This window comes from Agrobacterium larrymoorei (assembly GCF_013322225.1).
GTDB lineage: Bacteria > Pseudomonadota > Alphaproteobacteria > Rhizobiales > Rhizobiaceae > Agrobacterium > Agrobacterium larrymoorei_A.
This window is the reverse complement of record NZ_JAAMFB010000009.1, coordinates 88197-103622: the sequence shown is the minus strand read 5'-3', so window position 1 is coordinate 103622 and position 15426 is coordinate 88197. Positions and strand designations below refer to the sequence as shown.

General features: G+C 54.9%; 11 protein-coding genes. 5 read left to right on the top strand and 6 right to left on the bottom strand.

The features are described 5' to 3' along the window. Positions 1–409 precede the first annotated feature (409 nt). The 5 genes from ytfQ (at position 410) to G6L28_RS04365 (ending at position 5947) form a co-directional block, all read left to right on the top strand. Positions 410–1369, top strand: a complete 960-nt coding sequence (gene ytfQ, locus G6L28_RS04385; RefSeq protein ID WP_174062580.1) for a galactofuranose ABC transporter, galactofuranose-binding protein YtfQ — start codon at positions 410–412, stop codon at positions 1367–1369. A gap of 225 nt (positions 1370–1594) precedes the next feature. Further along, positions 1595–3118: a sugar ABC transporter ATP-binding protein gene (locus G6L28_RS04380; RefSeq protein WP_174062579.1), complete on the top strand. Its 1524-nt coding sequence runs from the start codon at positions 1595–1597 to the stop codon at positions 3116–3118. Further along, entirely contained in the window at positions 3115–4161 is a 1047-nt protein-coding gene (locus G6L28_RS04375; RefSeq protein WP_174062578.1) for an ABC transporter permease, read from the top strand. The genes G6L28_RS04380 and G6L28_RS04375 overlap by 4 nt, the downstream gene beginning before the upstream one ends. Continuing rightward, positions 4158–5138 (top strand): galactofuranose ABC transporter, permease protein YjfF, encoded by a 981-nt coding sequence (gene yjfF / locus G6L28_RS04370; RefSeq protein WP_174062577.1) that lies wholly within the window; start codon positions 4158–4160, stop codon positions 5136–5138. Before G6L28_RS04375 ends, yjfF begins: the two co-directional genes overlap by 4 nt. 74 nt (positions 5139–5212) lie before the next feature. Then, positions 5213–5947, top strand: coding sequence for a FadR/GntR family transcriptional regulator (locus G6L28_RS04365; protein ID WP_174062575.1), 735 nt, complete (start codon positions 5213–5215; stop codon positions 5945–5947). A gap of 6 nt (positions 5948–5953) precedes the next feature. On the opposite strand, the gene G6L28_RS04360 is transcribed toward G6L28_RS04365, so the two are convergent. From G6L28_RS04360 to G6L28_RS04335, 6 genes are all read right to left on the bottom strand, one after another. Beyond that, positions 5954–9208, bottom strand: a complete 3255-nt coding sequence (locus tag G6L28_RS04360; RefSeq protein WP_174062574.1) for an error-prone DNA polymerase — start codon at positions 9206–9208, stop codon at positions 5954–5956. Next, entirely contained in the window at positions 9205–10722 is a 1518-nt protein-coding gene (locus tag G6L28_RS04355) for a DUF6504 family protein (RefSeq protein ID WP_174062573.1), read from the bottom strand. The genes G6L28_RS04360 and G6L28_RS04355 overlap by 4 nt, the downstream gene beginning before the upstream one ends. Beyond that, positions 10637–11398, bottom strand: coding sequence for an ImuA family protein (locus G6L28_RS04350; protein WP_174062572.1), 762 nt, complete (start codon positions 11396–11398; stop codon positions 10637–10639). Before G6L28_RS04350 ends, G6L28_RS04355 begins: the two co-directional genes overlap by 86 nt. A 123-nt stretch (positions 11399–11521) precedes the next feature. Continuing rightward, entirely contained in the window at positions 11522–12793 is a 1272-nt protein-coding gene (locus tag G6L28_RS04345) for an O-antigen ligase family protein (protein ID WP_174062570.1), read from the bottom strand. Positions 12794–12800: 7 nt separating this feature from the next. Then, positions 12801–14069, bottom strand: a complete 1269-nt coding sequence (locus G6L28_RS04340; RefSeq protein WP_174062569.1) for a polysaccharide biosynthesis/export family protein — start codon at positions 14067–14069, stop codon at positions 12801–12803. 124 nt (positions 14070–14193) lie between these two features. Further along, a complete protein-coding gene (locus tag G6L28_RS04335; protein ID WP_174062568.1) occupies positions 14194–14874 on the bottom strand; it encodes a sugar transferase in 681 nt (226 codons plus the stop codon). Positions 14875–15426: the final 552 nt, after the last annotated feature.

Sequence of the window (15426 nt, the reverse complement as noted above, 5' to 3'; positions counted from 1 at the left end):
GTCACAAGCCTTAAGCATAGTCGCCTTCCACCCCAGGGACATCGTTCGGAATCGAACATCCCATAATAGCAGTCAGAAACGATTGTCACGGTATTTCCTGCCTCAGGTTTTCTTTTCTTGCCTTTATCTACGGCAATTATCGACCACAACCAACGTCGCAGCCCTGATTTTCCTATTCATATTACTATTTTGCCGTCTGCCTCATTGTCAAGCTCAGCATTCCACAGATGAGACCGCCGACAGAAAAATTTAAATAATAAACAAGGCATTGATTATTATAGATATTTATAATTCATCATTCCCACGCTGCGTTGGAAATTTAACAAATCGCTAAAAAATCTCTTCCCAAGAATAATACTATATGCTCAAATCACATCGTCATGCTGACTTCATCTCTGGGAGGATTAAGATGAGAAAAGCACTTGCGGCGGTCACCGTCGCGTTTTCCGTGTGCCTTGCATCCGGCGTTTCAGCGAAATCACTGACGGTTGGCTTCTCGCAGATCGGCTCTGAGTCGGGTTGGCGCGCGGCGGAAACCACCGTCACCAAGCAACAGGCTGAAAAGCGCGGCGTTACGCTCAAATTCGCAGACGCTCAACAGAAACAGGAGAACCAGATCAAGGCCGTGCGCGGTTTCATCGCACAGGGTGTTGATGCCATTCTGATTGCGCCGGTTGTTGCAACCGGTTGGGACGCCGTTCTGAAGGAGGCCAAGGAAGAGAACATTCCCGTCATCCTGCTCGACCGCCAGATCGACGCGCCGGACAGCCTTTATCTCACAGCAGTAACCTCTGATCAGGTTCACGAAGGCCAGGTCGCTGGTGACTGGCTGGTCAAGGATGTCGGTTCCAAGGATTGCAAGGTCGTGGAACTGCAGGGCACTACCGGCTCATCGCCCGCGATCAACCGCAAGAAGGGCTTCGAAGAAGCTATCGCTTCGCACAACAACATCAAGATCGTGCGTTCGCAGACCGGTGACTTTACCCGCACCAAGGGTAAGGAAGTCATGGAAAGCTTCATCAAGGCTGAAAATGGCGGCAAGGATATCTGTGCCGTCTATGCCCATAACGACGACATGGCAGTGGGTGCGATTCAGGCCATAAAGGAAGCTGGACTGAAACCCGGCACCGATATCAAGGTCGTTTCAATCGACGCTGTGCCGGATATCTTCAAGGCCATGGCCGCCGGTGAGGCCAACGCAACGGTCGAATTGACGCCTAATATGGCAGGCCCTGCTTTTGATGCCCTCGATTCCTATCTCAAGGATAAGAAGGAGCCGAAAAAATGGATTCAGACGGAATCCAAGCTTTACACGGCTTCTGACGATCCGATGAAGGTCTATGAATCCAAGAAAGACCTCGGCTACTAAGGCGATCCCAACGAAGCGGCGTCCCTTTGCGCCGCTTCGTACACTACCGACAAGGATGCAAATCTATCCCTTCGTCATCCTCGGGCTTGACCCGAGGATCCATGGCTCGGTGGTGGATCCTCGGGTCAAGCCCGAGGATGACGTCTAGTTTGGGAAAGCTTGTTCCCACTTCAGAAATGGCGCGTGGGTTGCTTGGCCCGGCTTTTTTCATGCGGAAACTGCAACATGTCCGATCAGGTCAATCTTCTGGAAGCGCGTGCCATAGGCAAGTCCTTCCTTGGCATCACTGCCCTCGACAACGTTGATTTCACGTTACGGGCAGGCGAAGTCCATGCGCTTCTGGGCGAAAATGGCGCTGGTAAATCCACCCTTATCAAGATTTTGACCGGTGTTTACACGCGCGATCGTGGTGCGATCCGTCTTGCGGGCGACGAAATTTCGCCGGCAAATGTGGGAGAAGCGCAAGCGCTGGGAATTGGCACTGTTTATCAGGAAGTCAATCTTCTGGAAAACCTGACAGTCGCCGAAAACCTGTTTCTCGGGCGGCAACCAAGTCGTTTCGGGCTGATCGACAAGCGTCGAATGAGTGCAGACGCTCGCGCCCTTCTAGAGCGTTACGGCCTCACGATTGATGTGGATGCGCTTCTGGCAAGCTACTCCGTCGCCATCCGTCAGATTATTGCGATTGCTCGCGCCGTCGATCTTTCCGGCAAGGTTCTTGTGCTGGATGAGCCCACCGCCAGCCTCGACAGCCATGAAGTCGAAATGCTGTTTGCAGTTTTAAGGCAGCTCCGCGCCGAGGGTCTTGGCATCGTCATCATTACTCACTTTCTCAACCAGGTTTACGACATCGCGGACCGGGTCACGGTTCTGCGCAATGGCAAGCTGGTTGGAACACGCGCGATCTCAGAGCTGCCGCGCGGCGAGCTCATTTCCATGATGCTGGGACGCGAGCTACAAAACGTCACACACAACCGACAGGTCGATGAACAAAGCGTCGCAAGCGGTCCATCTCCGATCCGATTTGAAGGTTACGGAAAACGCGGTAGCGTAGAACCATTCGATCTGGAAATTCGCCCCGGCGAGGTGGTCGGCATTGCCGGGCTGCTCGGTTCCGGGCGTACCGAAACCGCTTTTCTGCTCTTTGGCATAGACCGACCAGAAAGTGGTAATGCGACCATCGACGGCAAGACGGTCTCCATTCTATCGCCGGAATCAGCCATCGAACAGGGCTTCGGCTTCTGCCCAGAAGAGCGAAAGACGGATGGCATCATTGGCGATTTCTCCGTTTCCGATAACATCGCGCTCGCTCTTCAGGCCCGTCAGGGCTGGATGCGTCCGCTTTCGAAACGCCAGAAGGCGGCGCTCGCCGGAGACTTCATCAAGTCGCTCGATATCCGTCCCGCAGACCCGGAACGCCCGATAAAATTCCTGTCCGGCGGAAACCAGCAAAAGGCCATTCTCGCGCGTTGGCTTGCCACCAATCCGCGCCTGCTCATTCTCGATGAGCCGACCCGCGGCATCGATATTGGTGCGCATGCAGAGATCCTGAAAATGATCGAAAGGCTCTGTTCCGAAGGTATGTCTTTGATCGTTATCTCCTCCGAGCTTGAGGAACTGACCGTCGTTGCCCATCGCGTCATCGTTCTCTCCGACCGTCGCCACGTGGCAGAACTGAAGGGCGATGAAGTAAGCGCGGAAAACATCATGCAGGCGATAGCCAATGCTGCACGTGTGGAGGCGGCATGACCAGAAGCATTTCCATCCGGCTGAAACGGCTTGCCCCGCAGATCATCGCGCTCTTCATCATACTGGCCGCCATTGCCATCATATCGCCCGGCTTTCTGAACGTCTCCTTCCAGAATGGTCGCCTCTATGGTAGCCTCATCGACATTCTGGTTCGCGCCGCACCCGTTGCCCTGCTGACCATCGGCATGACACTGGTTATCGCCACGAAGGGCATCGATCTATCCATCGGTGCCGTCATCGCGATCTGCGGCGCGGTAGCTGCCACCCTGATTGCGAACGGCCACTCGATTCCCGTCGTCATCGCGGCTTCACTTGCAGTTGGCATTGCCTGCGGTATCTGGAACGGCATCCTCGTTGCGCTCCTCGATATCCAGCCAATCATCGCCACACTCATTCTCATGGTCGCGGGACGCGGTATCGCGCAGTTGATCACCGAAGGCGTCATTCTCACCTTCAATAATGACAGCTTCTCTGCCATCGGCTCAGGTGCATTTGCAGGCATTCCGCTGCCGGTCATCATTTGGGTTCTGACAGCACTGCTCGTCGGTCTGCTCGTGCGCAAATCCGCACTCGGGTTTTTGATCGAGGCAACGGGAATAAACCGGCGCGCCGCAGCGCTCGCCGGTGTACGCGCCAAATTCCTGCTGTTCTTCGTCTATGCCGTGTCCGGGCTTTGTGCCGCCGTTGCGGGTATGATCGTGACCGCCGACATCCGCGGCGCAGACGCCAACAACGCCGGCCTCTGGCTGGAACTCGACGCCATTCTGGCCGTCGTCATCGGCGGCACGTCGCTGAATGGCGGGCGATTTTCGATCACCGCTTCGCTCATCGGCGCGCTGATTATCCAGACCATCAATACTGGCATTCTGGTTTCAGGCTTCCCGCCGGAATTCAATCTGATCATCAAGGCAGGCATCATCATCGTGGTGCTGACACTGCAATCACCGGCGTTGATGACCCTGATAGGTTTCGCCAAATTCTCGAAGCGCCAGACAGAACCAACGCCCACCCACGGCATAAACAAGGAGGGAGCCGCGCGATGATCCACACCCGCAACCTACCCTTCCTCACAACGCTCGCGATCTTCATCATCGCCTACGCCCTTTGCGTGGTGGAATATCCGGCAATGCTGTCCACACGCGTCGTTGGCAATCTATTGACGGACAACGCATTCCTCGGGATCGCGGCGGTCGGCATGACCTTCGTTATCCTTTCTGGAGGTATCGACCTCTCGATCGGCTCGGTCATTGCCTTTACAAGCGTCTTCGTGGCGGTGCTGGTTGGCTCCTATGGGGTCAATCCTTTGCTCGCCTTCGCGGTCGTCCTTATCATCGCAACCGTGTTCGGTTGCCTGATGGGAGCGATGATCCATTTCCTTGCCATACCGCCGTTCGTGGTCACGCTTGCGGGTATGTTTCTGGCGCGTGGCGCGGCCTATCTCATCTCCACTGCATCCGTACCCATCTCGCATCCGGTGATCGATGCGATACAAGGCTTCTACTTCCGCTTCCCCGGTGGCGGCAGGCTGACAGCACTGGCCATTCTCATGCTGATCGTCTTTGCGGTAGGGATGCTTGTTGCCGCACGCACGCGCTTCGGGGCAAACGTCTATGCGCTTGGCGGAAACCAGCAATCAGCCGAACTGATGGGCGTACCTATCGGCAAGACGACGATTGGTATTTATGCACTGTCCGGCTTTCTTTCGGGCCTCGCGGGCATCGTCTATACGCTCTACACCTCATCAGGCTATTCGCTGGCAACCGTTGGCGTGGAGCTGGATGCGATAGCCGCAGTCGTGATTGGCGGTACGCTTCTTACGGGCGGCACGGGACTTGTAGCAGGTACATTCGTAGGCATTCTGATACAGGGCCTGATACAGACCTACATTGTGTTCGACGGCACACTGTCATCATGGTGGACGAAAATCGTCATCGGCATACTGCTCTTCATATTCATCGTATTGCAACGCGCAATCATCTGGTATTCAAACAGGCGACTGGCGGAAGCTCATCCGGCTTAGAGCATTTCCAGCAAGAGTGCGAAACGGTTTTACGCATGCGATAAAACAACGAGTTAATTTTGACGGGGGCGTTTTTGGGTCTGCTGGAAACAACGATAACAGGGCGAAAACGCCGCAGCAGCCACGCTCATGTGGTGGCTGAGCTTGGCAGCGCCATTGTTTCCGGCCGCATACCTGAAGGTTCGCTTCTGCCCAACGATGCTGAACTGTCGCTTCGCTTCGGTGTTTCCAGAACCGTCTTGCGCGAAACCATGAAGACGCTCGCCGCCAAACGGCTGGTTGAACCGAAAGCAAAGGTCGGCACCCGCGTACTGGACAAGGCAAGCTGGAATTTCTTCGACCCGGACGTACTGGGTTGGCGGTGCGATGCGGGCATAGACCCCGAATTCATCGAGCATCTTGCAGAAATTCGCCTGGCACTGGAGCCTTCGGCTGCTGCTGCGGCGGCCCGAGAAGCCTCCAACGAAGATATCGTTTCGCTTTACGTCATAGCCGCCAAGTTCGATAATCTCAACCACACGCCCGAAAGCATCGCCAAGGTGGATCTCGAATTCCATCTTGCGGTGGCGCGCATTTCCGGCAACCCATTCATGCGCTCGGCCAGCGGCTTGATCGAGGCAGCACTTGCCATATCCTTCAAGCTTTCATCACCGGCTTCCGCACCCGAAACCATTTCTGAAATCGCCTCTAACCATCTGCGCATCGTCCACGCCATTGCAGCGCGAGATGAAGATGCAGCGGTAAAATCCATGCGCCATGTTATTGAGGTCGGTAAGGAACGAACCCGAGGCGCAGTCAGAGAATCCTGATCGCAATCAGTGGAAATTCCGACCTTTCACCGTGATATGCGCCTCACCGTCATCATTTTCAGCAAGAGCTTTCCGCCTGGCCAGAACTCGAGGATCTTCCGGCACGCCCCGATGAAACTCATCCCCTCTGCCATGGGGTAACGGGAAAGGTTTTTCGCGCTCGCCAACGCTTTTCAGAATATCGGACAGATCCGTGATCCGGTGCGCGACCAGATGCACGACCGATCCCTCTCGCTGGATTTTTCCGTAAATTCCCACCATGCTGGCACCCAGCAAAGCGCGTCGATATTTTTCGAACGTCTTCGCCCAAACGACGGCATTGGCAATGCCTGTCTCATCTTCCATCGTCACGAAAATAACACCCTTTGCGGAACCGGGGCGCTGGCGAACAAGCACCAGCCCGGCCGCCTCTATCCAGCCACCATCCCGCGTGTTGGTAGCTTGCGCACAAGTAACGATGCGTTTGCGAGCAAGATCTTGCCGCAAGAAGGCCATGGGGTGCTGCCGCAAGGTCAGCCCGACATGGCCGTAATCCTGCACCACCTCGCCACCCATCGTCATGGGCTGAAGTGCGACTTCTGGCTCGTCCAACTCATTGATAGGTTTCTTCTGCTCTCGCGCCGCAGCGGCGAAGAGCGGCAAAGGCTCATCGCGCAAAGCCTTGATGGCCCATAATGCCTGCCTCCTCGAAAGCCCCAATGACGGGAGAAAGGCATCGGCTTCAGCCAAAGAAACCAGCGTCTCCGTCCTGACACCGGCACGGTGCCAGAGATCATCGATGGAAACGAAGGGGCTTTCTTCCCGGCAAGCGATGATACGAGCCGCCTGCTTATCGGAAAGACCTTTCACCAAACACATTCCAAGCCGCACGGCACCTCGTTCCTTGCCCAGTGGTTCCAGCAGACAATCCCAACGGCTGCTATTGATACAGACCGGGCGCACCTCCACGCCATGATTTTGCGCATCCCGCACGATCTGCGCTGGCGCGTAGAAGCCCATGGGCTGGGAGTTCAAAAGCGCAACACAGAAGATGTCGGGATGGTGGCATTTGACCCAAGATGAGGCATAGGCGACCAGAGCGAAGGATGCGGCATGGCTTTCCGGGAAACCGTAACTGCCGAAGCCCTCGAGCTGTTTAAAAAGGCGCTCTGCAAATTCCTTGCTGAATTTATTCTTCACTAAACCATTTATGAGCTTTTCCCTAAATTCGGTGATCGTTCCCACATTCTTGAATGTTGCCATGGCCCTCCGCAGTCGATCCGCATCGTTCGCGGTAAATCCTGCACATTCGATTGCCACACGCATTGCCTGTTCCTGAAAAAGAGGAACGCCCAGTGTCTTCTTGAGAACCTGTTCAAGTTCCGGTCGCTCATAAACAACTTCCTCTTTTCCCTCCCGTCGCCGCAGATAGGGATGCACCATATCCCCTTGAATTGGACCTGGTCGGACGATGGCGACCTGAATGACGAGATCATAAAGCTCACGCGGTTTCAGCCGCGGCAGCATGGACATCTGCGCCCGGCTTTCGATCTGGAAGGTGCCAATCGTATCCGCCCTGCAGATCATATCGTAGGTAGGGCCATCATTCAGCGGTATCGTTTTTAGTTCGTACCTCTTGCCTTCACGCTCCTCCAGCAGATCGAAAGCGCGGCGCATGCAGGAGAGCATGCCAAGCGCAAGGCAATCCATCTTCATGAATTTTACGGTTTCGATATCGTCCTTGTCCCATTCGATGATACGCCGATCATCCATGGCGGCAGGTAAAATGGGAACGAGTTCATCAAGCCTGTCATGAGTCAGCACGAAACCGCCTGGATGCTGGCTGTGATGGCGAGGAGTGCCAATCAATTGTTGGGCGAGATCGAACGCCAGCCGCACGCGGCGGTCATCTAAGTTGATGTTGAGTTCATTTGCCTGTTTAGCCCCTACACCTTCGGTCCACCACCAGATTTGCGAGGACATGAGCTTGGTCAAATCCTCAGGCAGGCCCAGCACCTTGCCGACATCTCGAATGGCACCCTTTCCGCGATAGCGGCTAACAACTGAGCACAAGGCTGCCTTATCATGTCCGTAGTGTTCATAGATCCACTGAATGATTTCTTCACGGCGCTGATGTTCGAAGTCGACATCTATATCCGGCGGCTCGTCACGATCCTCGGAAACGAAGCGCTCGAAAAGAAGGTCGCTTTCCTTTGGATCAATGGCAGTAATGCCCAATACGAAACAGACAGCAGAATTGGCCGCAGAACCACGCCCCTGACATAAAATTTTCCTCTCTCTGGCTTTACGAACGATGGCGTTAACCGTCAGAAAATAAGGGGCGTACTTTTTCTTGGCGATGATCGCCAACTCGTGCTTGAGCGCCTTTTCCACCTTCTCTGGCAGGCCCTCTGGATAGCGTTCCGGCACCTCGTCCCAAACGAATTTTTCCAAGGCCTTCTGCGCTGTCAGCCCAGGCTCATTTATTTCGTTAGGGTATTGATACTCCAATTCTTTAAGCGAAAATTTGCAGCGCCGAACGATTTCGCGCGTCCGCGCCAGCGCTTCGGGATAGGCAGAGAACAACCGATACATTTCTTCCGGTGGCTTGAGATACCGATCCGCGTGCCTCTCACGCCGGAAACCAGCATCGTCGATCGTGCAGTTGTGGCGGATGCAGGTCACGACATCCTGCAACATGCGACGGTCCGGATGGTGGAAAAGCACGTCGTTGGTGATGACAGTCGGCACGCCCTCCCTCAACGCCATGTTGGAAAGTTCATGCAGACGCAGATGATCATTCGGCCTGCGGCGAAGATTCATCGCCAGATAGGCCCGGTCCGAAAAATCCGTCTTCAGGCGCCGCAACTGCGTCAACAGTCGTTCATCTGCCAAATCCGAAAGAAGAATGACGAGAAGCCCTTCACCATAAGCAACGAGATCGCCCCAGGTGAGATGGCATTTGCCACTTTTGCTATCCTTTTTTCCAAAGGTCAGCAGGCGGCACAATCGTCCATATGCAGCCCGATCGGTTGGATAGACGAGGACGGAAATGTCGTCCGCAAGATCGAGCCTGCACCCTATGACCAAGCGAATACCTTGATGCTTGGCCGCTTCATAAGCGCGTGGAATACCAACCAGGGTATTGCGGTCTACAATACCGAGTGCGTCTATCCCAAGCAGTTTCGCCTGCGCAAACAGCTCCTCGCAGGAGCTGGCACCGCGCAGAAAAGAGAAGTGCGAAGTAACTTGAAGCTCGGAATAGCGGACCTTCTCGCTCATCCGAACAACCCGTGCATGAACCAGTTCAAAGAGCCGGTTTCGGCATGTTCCCCGTCACCGGAGCGGAAAATCCAGAACCGTTCGCCGCTTTCGTTCTCGACGCGGAAATAATCGCGTACTGCGGTCAGTTCGCGGTCGCGCTTCCACCATTCACCGAACACCCGCTCCGGACCATCGGCACGCTTCACCAGATGTCGTACACCGCGCCATGTAAAACTTTTTGGCGGATGGTCGGGCAGCAGCGCCACGGTCTGGATGGGTTCCGGTTTGAAAAGCAGCCGAACCGGGCGCGGCCAATGGTCTGGCCAACCGATTTCGTCTTCCGCTGCCTGCGCCGGAATTGCCTGCACGGAACGCTCCGGCACATCGCTTTGCACGGCTGCGTAACGATAGACCTTATGCCCGCGATTGATGATGACATCCACGGTCTCCCCTATATCCGCTCTCGCCTCGTCCAGAAGATTGGAACGCGCCTGCCCTGCCATCAGCGGCTCGGCATGAGTGGCGGTGATCGTCATCTTTTCGATACCGAAACCGGGATCGACCGTATCGATACGGTCCGTCAAAAGACGCGTCAGCTGCTTGACGTCCCGTGCCGGTTTCGATGTGCCTGCCCGGATGGCCTGCAAACCGCTATCGACACGATGGAAGACGAGATCCACCCGTCGCGCGCCCAGTCCACGCTTTTCCAGCCCGAGACAAAGCTGCTCGACTAGCTTTTTCGTGTATCGGGCAATGGTCTCAGCAGCGCCAATCGGCTCAGGGAAGAAGCGACGGACCTCCACCAGTTCTGCAACGCGGATTGGCTCAATGGGCTCGGAAAGAATGCCATGTGCCTGATCCAGCCTGCGTCCCACTTCCGGGCCGAAGCGCAGGGTTACGGGCGCGCGGGGTGCTGCTGCCAGTTCTGATATCCGTCGGAAACCCATTATTTTCAGGTCGGCAACCAGGCGCGCATCCAGCCGTAAGGCGACAAGCGGCAGGGGCGCGAGCATGGAGGTGGAATTTCCCTGCGGTACGATGGTTGCAGCTTCAGACCCAAATCGAGCCATTGCATGGGCTGCACCCCAGCTTTCAGCGATTGCGGCGCGAGCCGCAAAGCCGAGAGCGTGAAGACGATTTATCATACCCGTCAGCATGAGCTTTTCATTGCCATGCAGATGATCGGCCCCGGTTGTATCGAGCACCAGCCCATCTGGCGCATCCGGGGCGACGATGGGGGCATAAATCCGCAGGAACCAGAAAGCGAGGTGACGGAGAGCTTCGGCATCTTCCTCCGGCTTCAACTCCTCAACGATCAAGCCGGGCAAAATAGCCTGCGCCTTGCTGACAGGCATTCCGAGCCGAAGCCCAGCTTTCAGCGCGGCGATATCCAGCGCCGCAACGATGCGGCGGCTGCCTTGACGAGCGATCATGACGACTGGTCGATCAAGCGGTGGCGCCTGCTTGCCAAGCGCCCTTCGGTATCGATCCGTCTGCCATGTCGGCAGGAATAGCGAGACGACCCTTTGCATCACAGGCTTCCACTTCAAGTTCGAATGTCTCACCACCTCGAGAGCGCAAAAGCTCTAAAAACCACCGCGACCGCCCCACCCCTTTGACAGGCAGCGGTGATGATGGCCGCGTGGAAATGCGCCAACGGGTGACCGCAGCGGTCGGCTGGCCAAAATCGGCAGCACCGGAGGGATGGCGCCAGCGGCGAAGCGCAAGTGCTGCCACGCCAGATGCTTCCGCCGTGAGTTGAAGGCGGCGCGACATGGTCATGGAAAGCTTAGAAACTTCACCGACCACGGCACCGAAACCATTGCAGCGCAGCCCTTCCTCGAAACAATCCAGCACGCCTTTTTCATCACGGCACTCAACGATGATGAGCCTGTTTTGAGAAAGTCCGGCTTGTTTCAATGCTGGCATGAAAAGGTCCGGTCGTGTGACGCACCACAGAACCTTGCCTTTGAGCCGCGCCGCGATGCCTGCACAGAACAAGGCGGAAGCCGCTCCATCTGCTGCGCCGTTTCCACCACCGCTCACCTCATGAAGACTACCAAGTTTCAGGCCACCGCCGGGTAGATGATCATCGATAACGGGCAGATCAAAAGGCAGAATCTCCTGTTGTCTGGAAGGTCCGTGTGTGATCCTCTCCAGTCTTTCCCGCAACTCCTCCACGACAAGCTGTTCTGCGCGCTTCTGCATGACACGAAACTTCTAAAAGCATTCCACGCTAAAATCTCATGTTCACTTTTTGTTCCAATTTCAGCAAAGAGTCAACAAGGCCTGCTGGGACTCTTGTGGATGGAACGAAAACTTTTGCTTCGCTCAGCTTCCAGCAATCGGCCGCATCGGAACATTAGGCGCGAAAGCCCCTGCCCTGCTCGCTGAACGCACAGGCAAACTCAGCTTTCCAGCCGCGTAGAAAAGCAGGAAGGAACCAATCTGATAGGCGAAAATAATATCGATCTCCACGAATGAGCGCACGACGAACAGCGCGCACAAGGCGAACAGAATAAGCGCTTGTGGATCCTGCTTATGCATCAACAGCCTGCGAAGATGACCTAGAAGAGTTCCGTAAAGAATGATGCACAACAGCACCAGACCAACGAAGCCGTTTTCAACCACCACCTCGATATAGGTGTTGTGAAAATGAAAGCCGGTACGACCTGTGATGAAGAAATCATCCCACAGACGCTCGGCATCGAAGAAGCCTGGCACCCAGAAACCCTGATAACCCACGCCAAAAATTGGGGCATGCGCGGCAGCTTCTATTCCCTGCTGCCAGAGATATGTCCGCCCCGTCAGCGTAGAATCCTTGCCGAAAATGCCGAGAACCGCATCCAGCAAACCGAATTGCAAGGCAGCAACCACTACTAGACCACCGGCACCGACAAGGACGAAAAAGAACATCTTGCGATTGGCCGGAGAAAGCATCCAGAGCGGCAGAAAGCCGACAATCATTCCTACGACTGCCGCGGTTGTGATGGCCGAGGTGGCGGATTGCGATGCAAGCAGGCTGTAGGCAGAAATCAGCCCCGCGAAACCTGCAATTCCAAGCCATATGCCACGCTGGCGCAATACCAGAACGGATGCCGCCGCAAACAGCACACCGAGAGAGGCATAAAAGCCGAGCTGGTTCTTGGAAGAAAACGCGCCCACAAAACTGTAGGTGCCATCCAGAGCATCGAAAAGATAGATGCCAAACAGGAGCGAATAGAGCAGCACGACAATGATGCCTATGAGCGCACCCCGCGTCAGCGTGCGAATGGAGATGACGCGCATGGCGATCAACGCGCAAACGATATGCGTCATGTACTGGATCGAAGCGCGCATCGTAACCGACATCGCGTCCGACCAGAAGCTGGAGAGAACGGCCAGAATGCCGAAGGCGAAAATCCACAGATAGCGGAAATAATTACCGAGCACCCGCCTGTAGTCTACGAGCACCAAGGGAAACCAGACTGCGTAGTAGGCAAGGATCGAAATCTGCCCAAAGCGCGAAGAATACGCGAAGGCGAAGAATGACAGCGCAATGGCCGCCATTCCGTAAATCTCGTTTCTTTCGGGATCGATCAGAGCCGATTTTGCAATCCGCATGAAGGCCTCACTGCATCAGCACTTCGGAGGCAACCTTCACCACATCACCGGGCTGAAGCGCGGTATTTTCCTCAACCTTGATTTCCTTCGACTGCCCGCTTTCCTCACGCACGACGACATAGCTGATGGAGGCGGACTTGCCCGATGGATCGAAGCGAAGAGCTTCGGCAGACTGTGCCAGAGCTTCGGACATCAGCTCGCGGCTGGTGGAAAGCTGAAGGGAAAGCTTCTGCAATTCCGCCCGGGTGTCTTGAAGTTCCTTGGAGCGCTGGGCTTCCCAATCGTTTTTCAGATTGATCTCGTCCTGCGTGGCCTTGTTGATATCCTGCTTTGCGCGCAAGGCATTTGTGTCGATATCCAAAAGGTTGGACTCGACTTCCGCCGCGCGTTCTTCAGCAGAAATGCGGCGCTGTGCAAGCGCAAGGCCCTGTTCGTTCAGGCGATTGACCTTTTCACGGTCCTCCTGAGCAATTTGCAGCTGGCGCTGCTGGGTCTCGGATTTCTTCTGAAGCGACTCGACTTCGCTTTCCAAAAGCTGGCGAAGATCAGCCAGGGCTTTTAATTGCAGCGTATAACGCTCGGTTCGAGACTTCATAAGCGAACTTTCGCTTTCGAGAAGTGCATCGATGTTGGGGATTTTCTCCATCTCTGACGTTTTTGCAATTTCCTTGTTGCCGCTGACCTCAGCCACCAGTCGCGCCTGTCGCGCCAGAAGACGACCGCGCTGGTCGTCGTAGACGGCAGCGTCGCCTCGGGCATTGATGAAGTCACGTGCGAAGCGCTGTCCCGCGTCGGAACGGCGCAGACCGCCTGCAAGGCTGACGGCCTTTAGCACCGTCATGTTGGGTGCATAGGGATATTCTCCAGGCGTCTGCACATCACCAGTCAGGAAGACGGGGCGGAACTGTGAAACCTCGACGGATGCCGATGGCAGATTACGCAAGGCGAACTTGCTTTGAAGCTGCTTTCCGATTTCTTCACCGACCTCACCTGTCGTCTTGCCTTCCACATCGAGCTGGCCGATGAATGGGAGAGAAAGGGAACCAGAAGACCCGACAGAATAATCGCCGTTGATGACATCCCAATTGCGTACGGTGCCATCTGCAGGTTGCCATTCGGCCACGCGTATCCGCAGTTTGTCTGCCGTACCGAGACGATATTGTGAATCCTGAGCGAAAGCGTGAATCGGACCGGTGAAAACCAAGGTGGCTGCTACAGCCAACGCTGGAAGCTTGCGCCATAAATGACTGTAAAAATCGGCGGCAGTGCCAACCATATGAAACTCCATAAATACAGTTGCTTATTCACAACCCTGCTGCGACCGGATCACTCCAGTCGCAGACGCCGCTCATGAGCGGCGTGAATAATACGCGTCGAAACGCAGAACCATGGGAGTTGGTTCAATAGCTTCCGCGCGACATGCAGACAGCAGGCACCGTGCGAACGATGATAGCCATATCCTGCATCATGGACCAGTTCTGGACGTACTGCGTGTCGAAATCCACGCGGGCCTTATAGGACACGTCGTTGCGACCGCTGATCTGCCACAGCCCGGTCAATCCAGGGCGCGTGCTAAGATAATAGCGAGCAGCATTTTCATAGTAGTTCAGCTCCTCGTCCACGACAGGACGCGGACCGACAACACTCATCTCACCACGAATGATGTTAATGAGCTGCGGCAACTCATCAAGGCTGAGCTTACGCAGAACGGTTCCAATCGCAGTGACGCGAGGGTCGTCCTTGAGCTTGCGGGTGGCTTTCCATTCATCAGCCGCTTCAGGGTTGGAAGCGAGATACTGGCGCAGAACCTCGTCACCATTCATGACCATGGTGCGGAACTTCAGGCAATGGAACGTACGACCATTATGGCCGACACGGCGGTGCCCATAAAATGCTGGCCCTTTGTCCGAAAACTTCACAAGGGCCATGATCATCAAAAATATCGGACTAAGCACGAGAAGCGCAAGCACAGCCGATGTTACATCGAAACTGCGTTTTGCGATTCCTCCGATCGGAAAGCTGACGTCAATATCGTCAGAGCTAACAAGCGGCGAAACAGCCGATCGAGTCGCGGACTTCATAGAGAGAACTCCATTTATGTTTTGCGATGGTCGGTACCCGTTGGGCGCGTCAATTCGAGTTAGATCAGACAGGACGGGTGTGGCCGGAATTTGGTGCTTTTAAATTTTTTGTGAGGCAGCAGTGTTCGCGCTGCATTCCGACCAGGAACCAAATTCCTCACAAAAGTTTTCAAACTAATATTCAAACTGCTCAATCAAAAAGCATTTTGGAAGAGAACCATGCGCCCAGCGCAAGCCTCGCAATAATTATGTATAAATGGAGAATTTATACTCCATATCTTCTTATAGATTTCTAAGAATTCTGAAAAAAATGGTCGACATCAAATCAAAAACTTCAACATCAAGAGCATAAAGCTTATTGTGCGGTGCAGCAAATTTACGGCATCGCACACTAAGACAATTAAAAAAAGACGTGAGGTTTATGGAGAAAAATTAATCTTAAGCCGGAAAGTGAGCAATCTCATCGCTTAAAGCGACGCAATAATGACTGAATTGCGGCGCAAATATGGCGAATTAACCCGGACGGGCTAGAGACCCATGGAACGTAGGAAT

What these genes read in the sequence shown, in the direction of transcription:
- ytfQ (WP_174062580.1), top strand. Translation starts at nt 410, where the DNA reads ATGAGAAAAGCACTTGCGGCGGTCACCGTCGCGTTTTCCGTGTGCCTT.
- G6L28_RS04380 (WP_174062579.1), top strand. Translation starts at nt 1,595, where the DNA reads ATGTCCGATCAGGTCAATCTTCTGGAAGCGCGTGCCATAGGCAAGTCC.
- G6L28_RS04375 (WP_174062578.1), top strand. Translation starts at nt 3,115, where the DNA reads ATGACCAGAAGCATTTCCATCCGGCTGAAACGGCTTGCCCCGCAGATC.
- yjfF (WP_174062577.1), top strand. Translation starts at nt 4,158, where the DNA reads ATGATCCACACCCGCAACCTACCCTTCCTCACAACGCTCGCGATCTTC.
- G6L28_RS04360 (WP_174062574.1), bottom strand. Translation starts at nt 9,208, where the DNA reads ATGAGCGAGAAGGTCCGCTATTCCGAGCTTCAAGTTACTTCGCACTTC.
- G6L28_RS04355 (WP_174062573.1), bottom strand. Translation starts at nt 10,722, where the DNA reads ATGCAAAGGGTCGTCTCGCTATTCCTGCCGACATGGCAGACGGATCGA.
- G6L28_RS04350 (WP_174062572.1), bottom strand. Translation starts at nt 11,398, where the DNA reads ATGCAGAAGCGCGCAGAACAGCTTGTCGTGGAGGAGTTGCGGGAAAGA.
- G6L28_RS04345 (WP_174062570.1), bottom strand. Translation starts at nt 12,793, where the DNA reads ATGCGGATTGCAAAATCGGCTCTGATCGATCCCGAAAGAAACGAGATT.
- G6L28_RS04340 (WP_174062569.1), bottom strand. Translation starts at nt 14,069, where the DNA reads ATGGTTGGCACTGCCGCCGATTTTTACAGTCATTTATGGCGCAAGCTT.
- G6L28_RS04335 (WP_174062568.1), bottom strand. Translation starts at nt 14,874, where the DNA reads ATGAAGTCCGCGACTCGATCGGCTGTTTCGCCGCTTGTTAGCTCTGAC.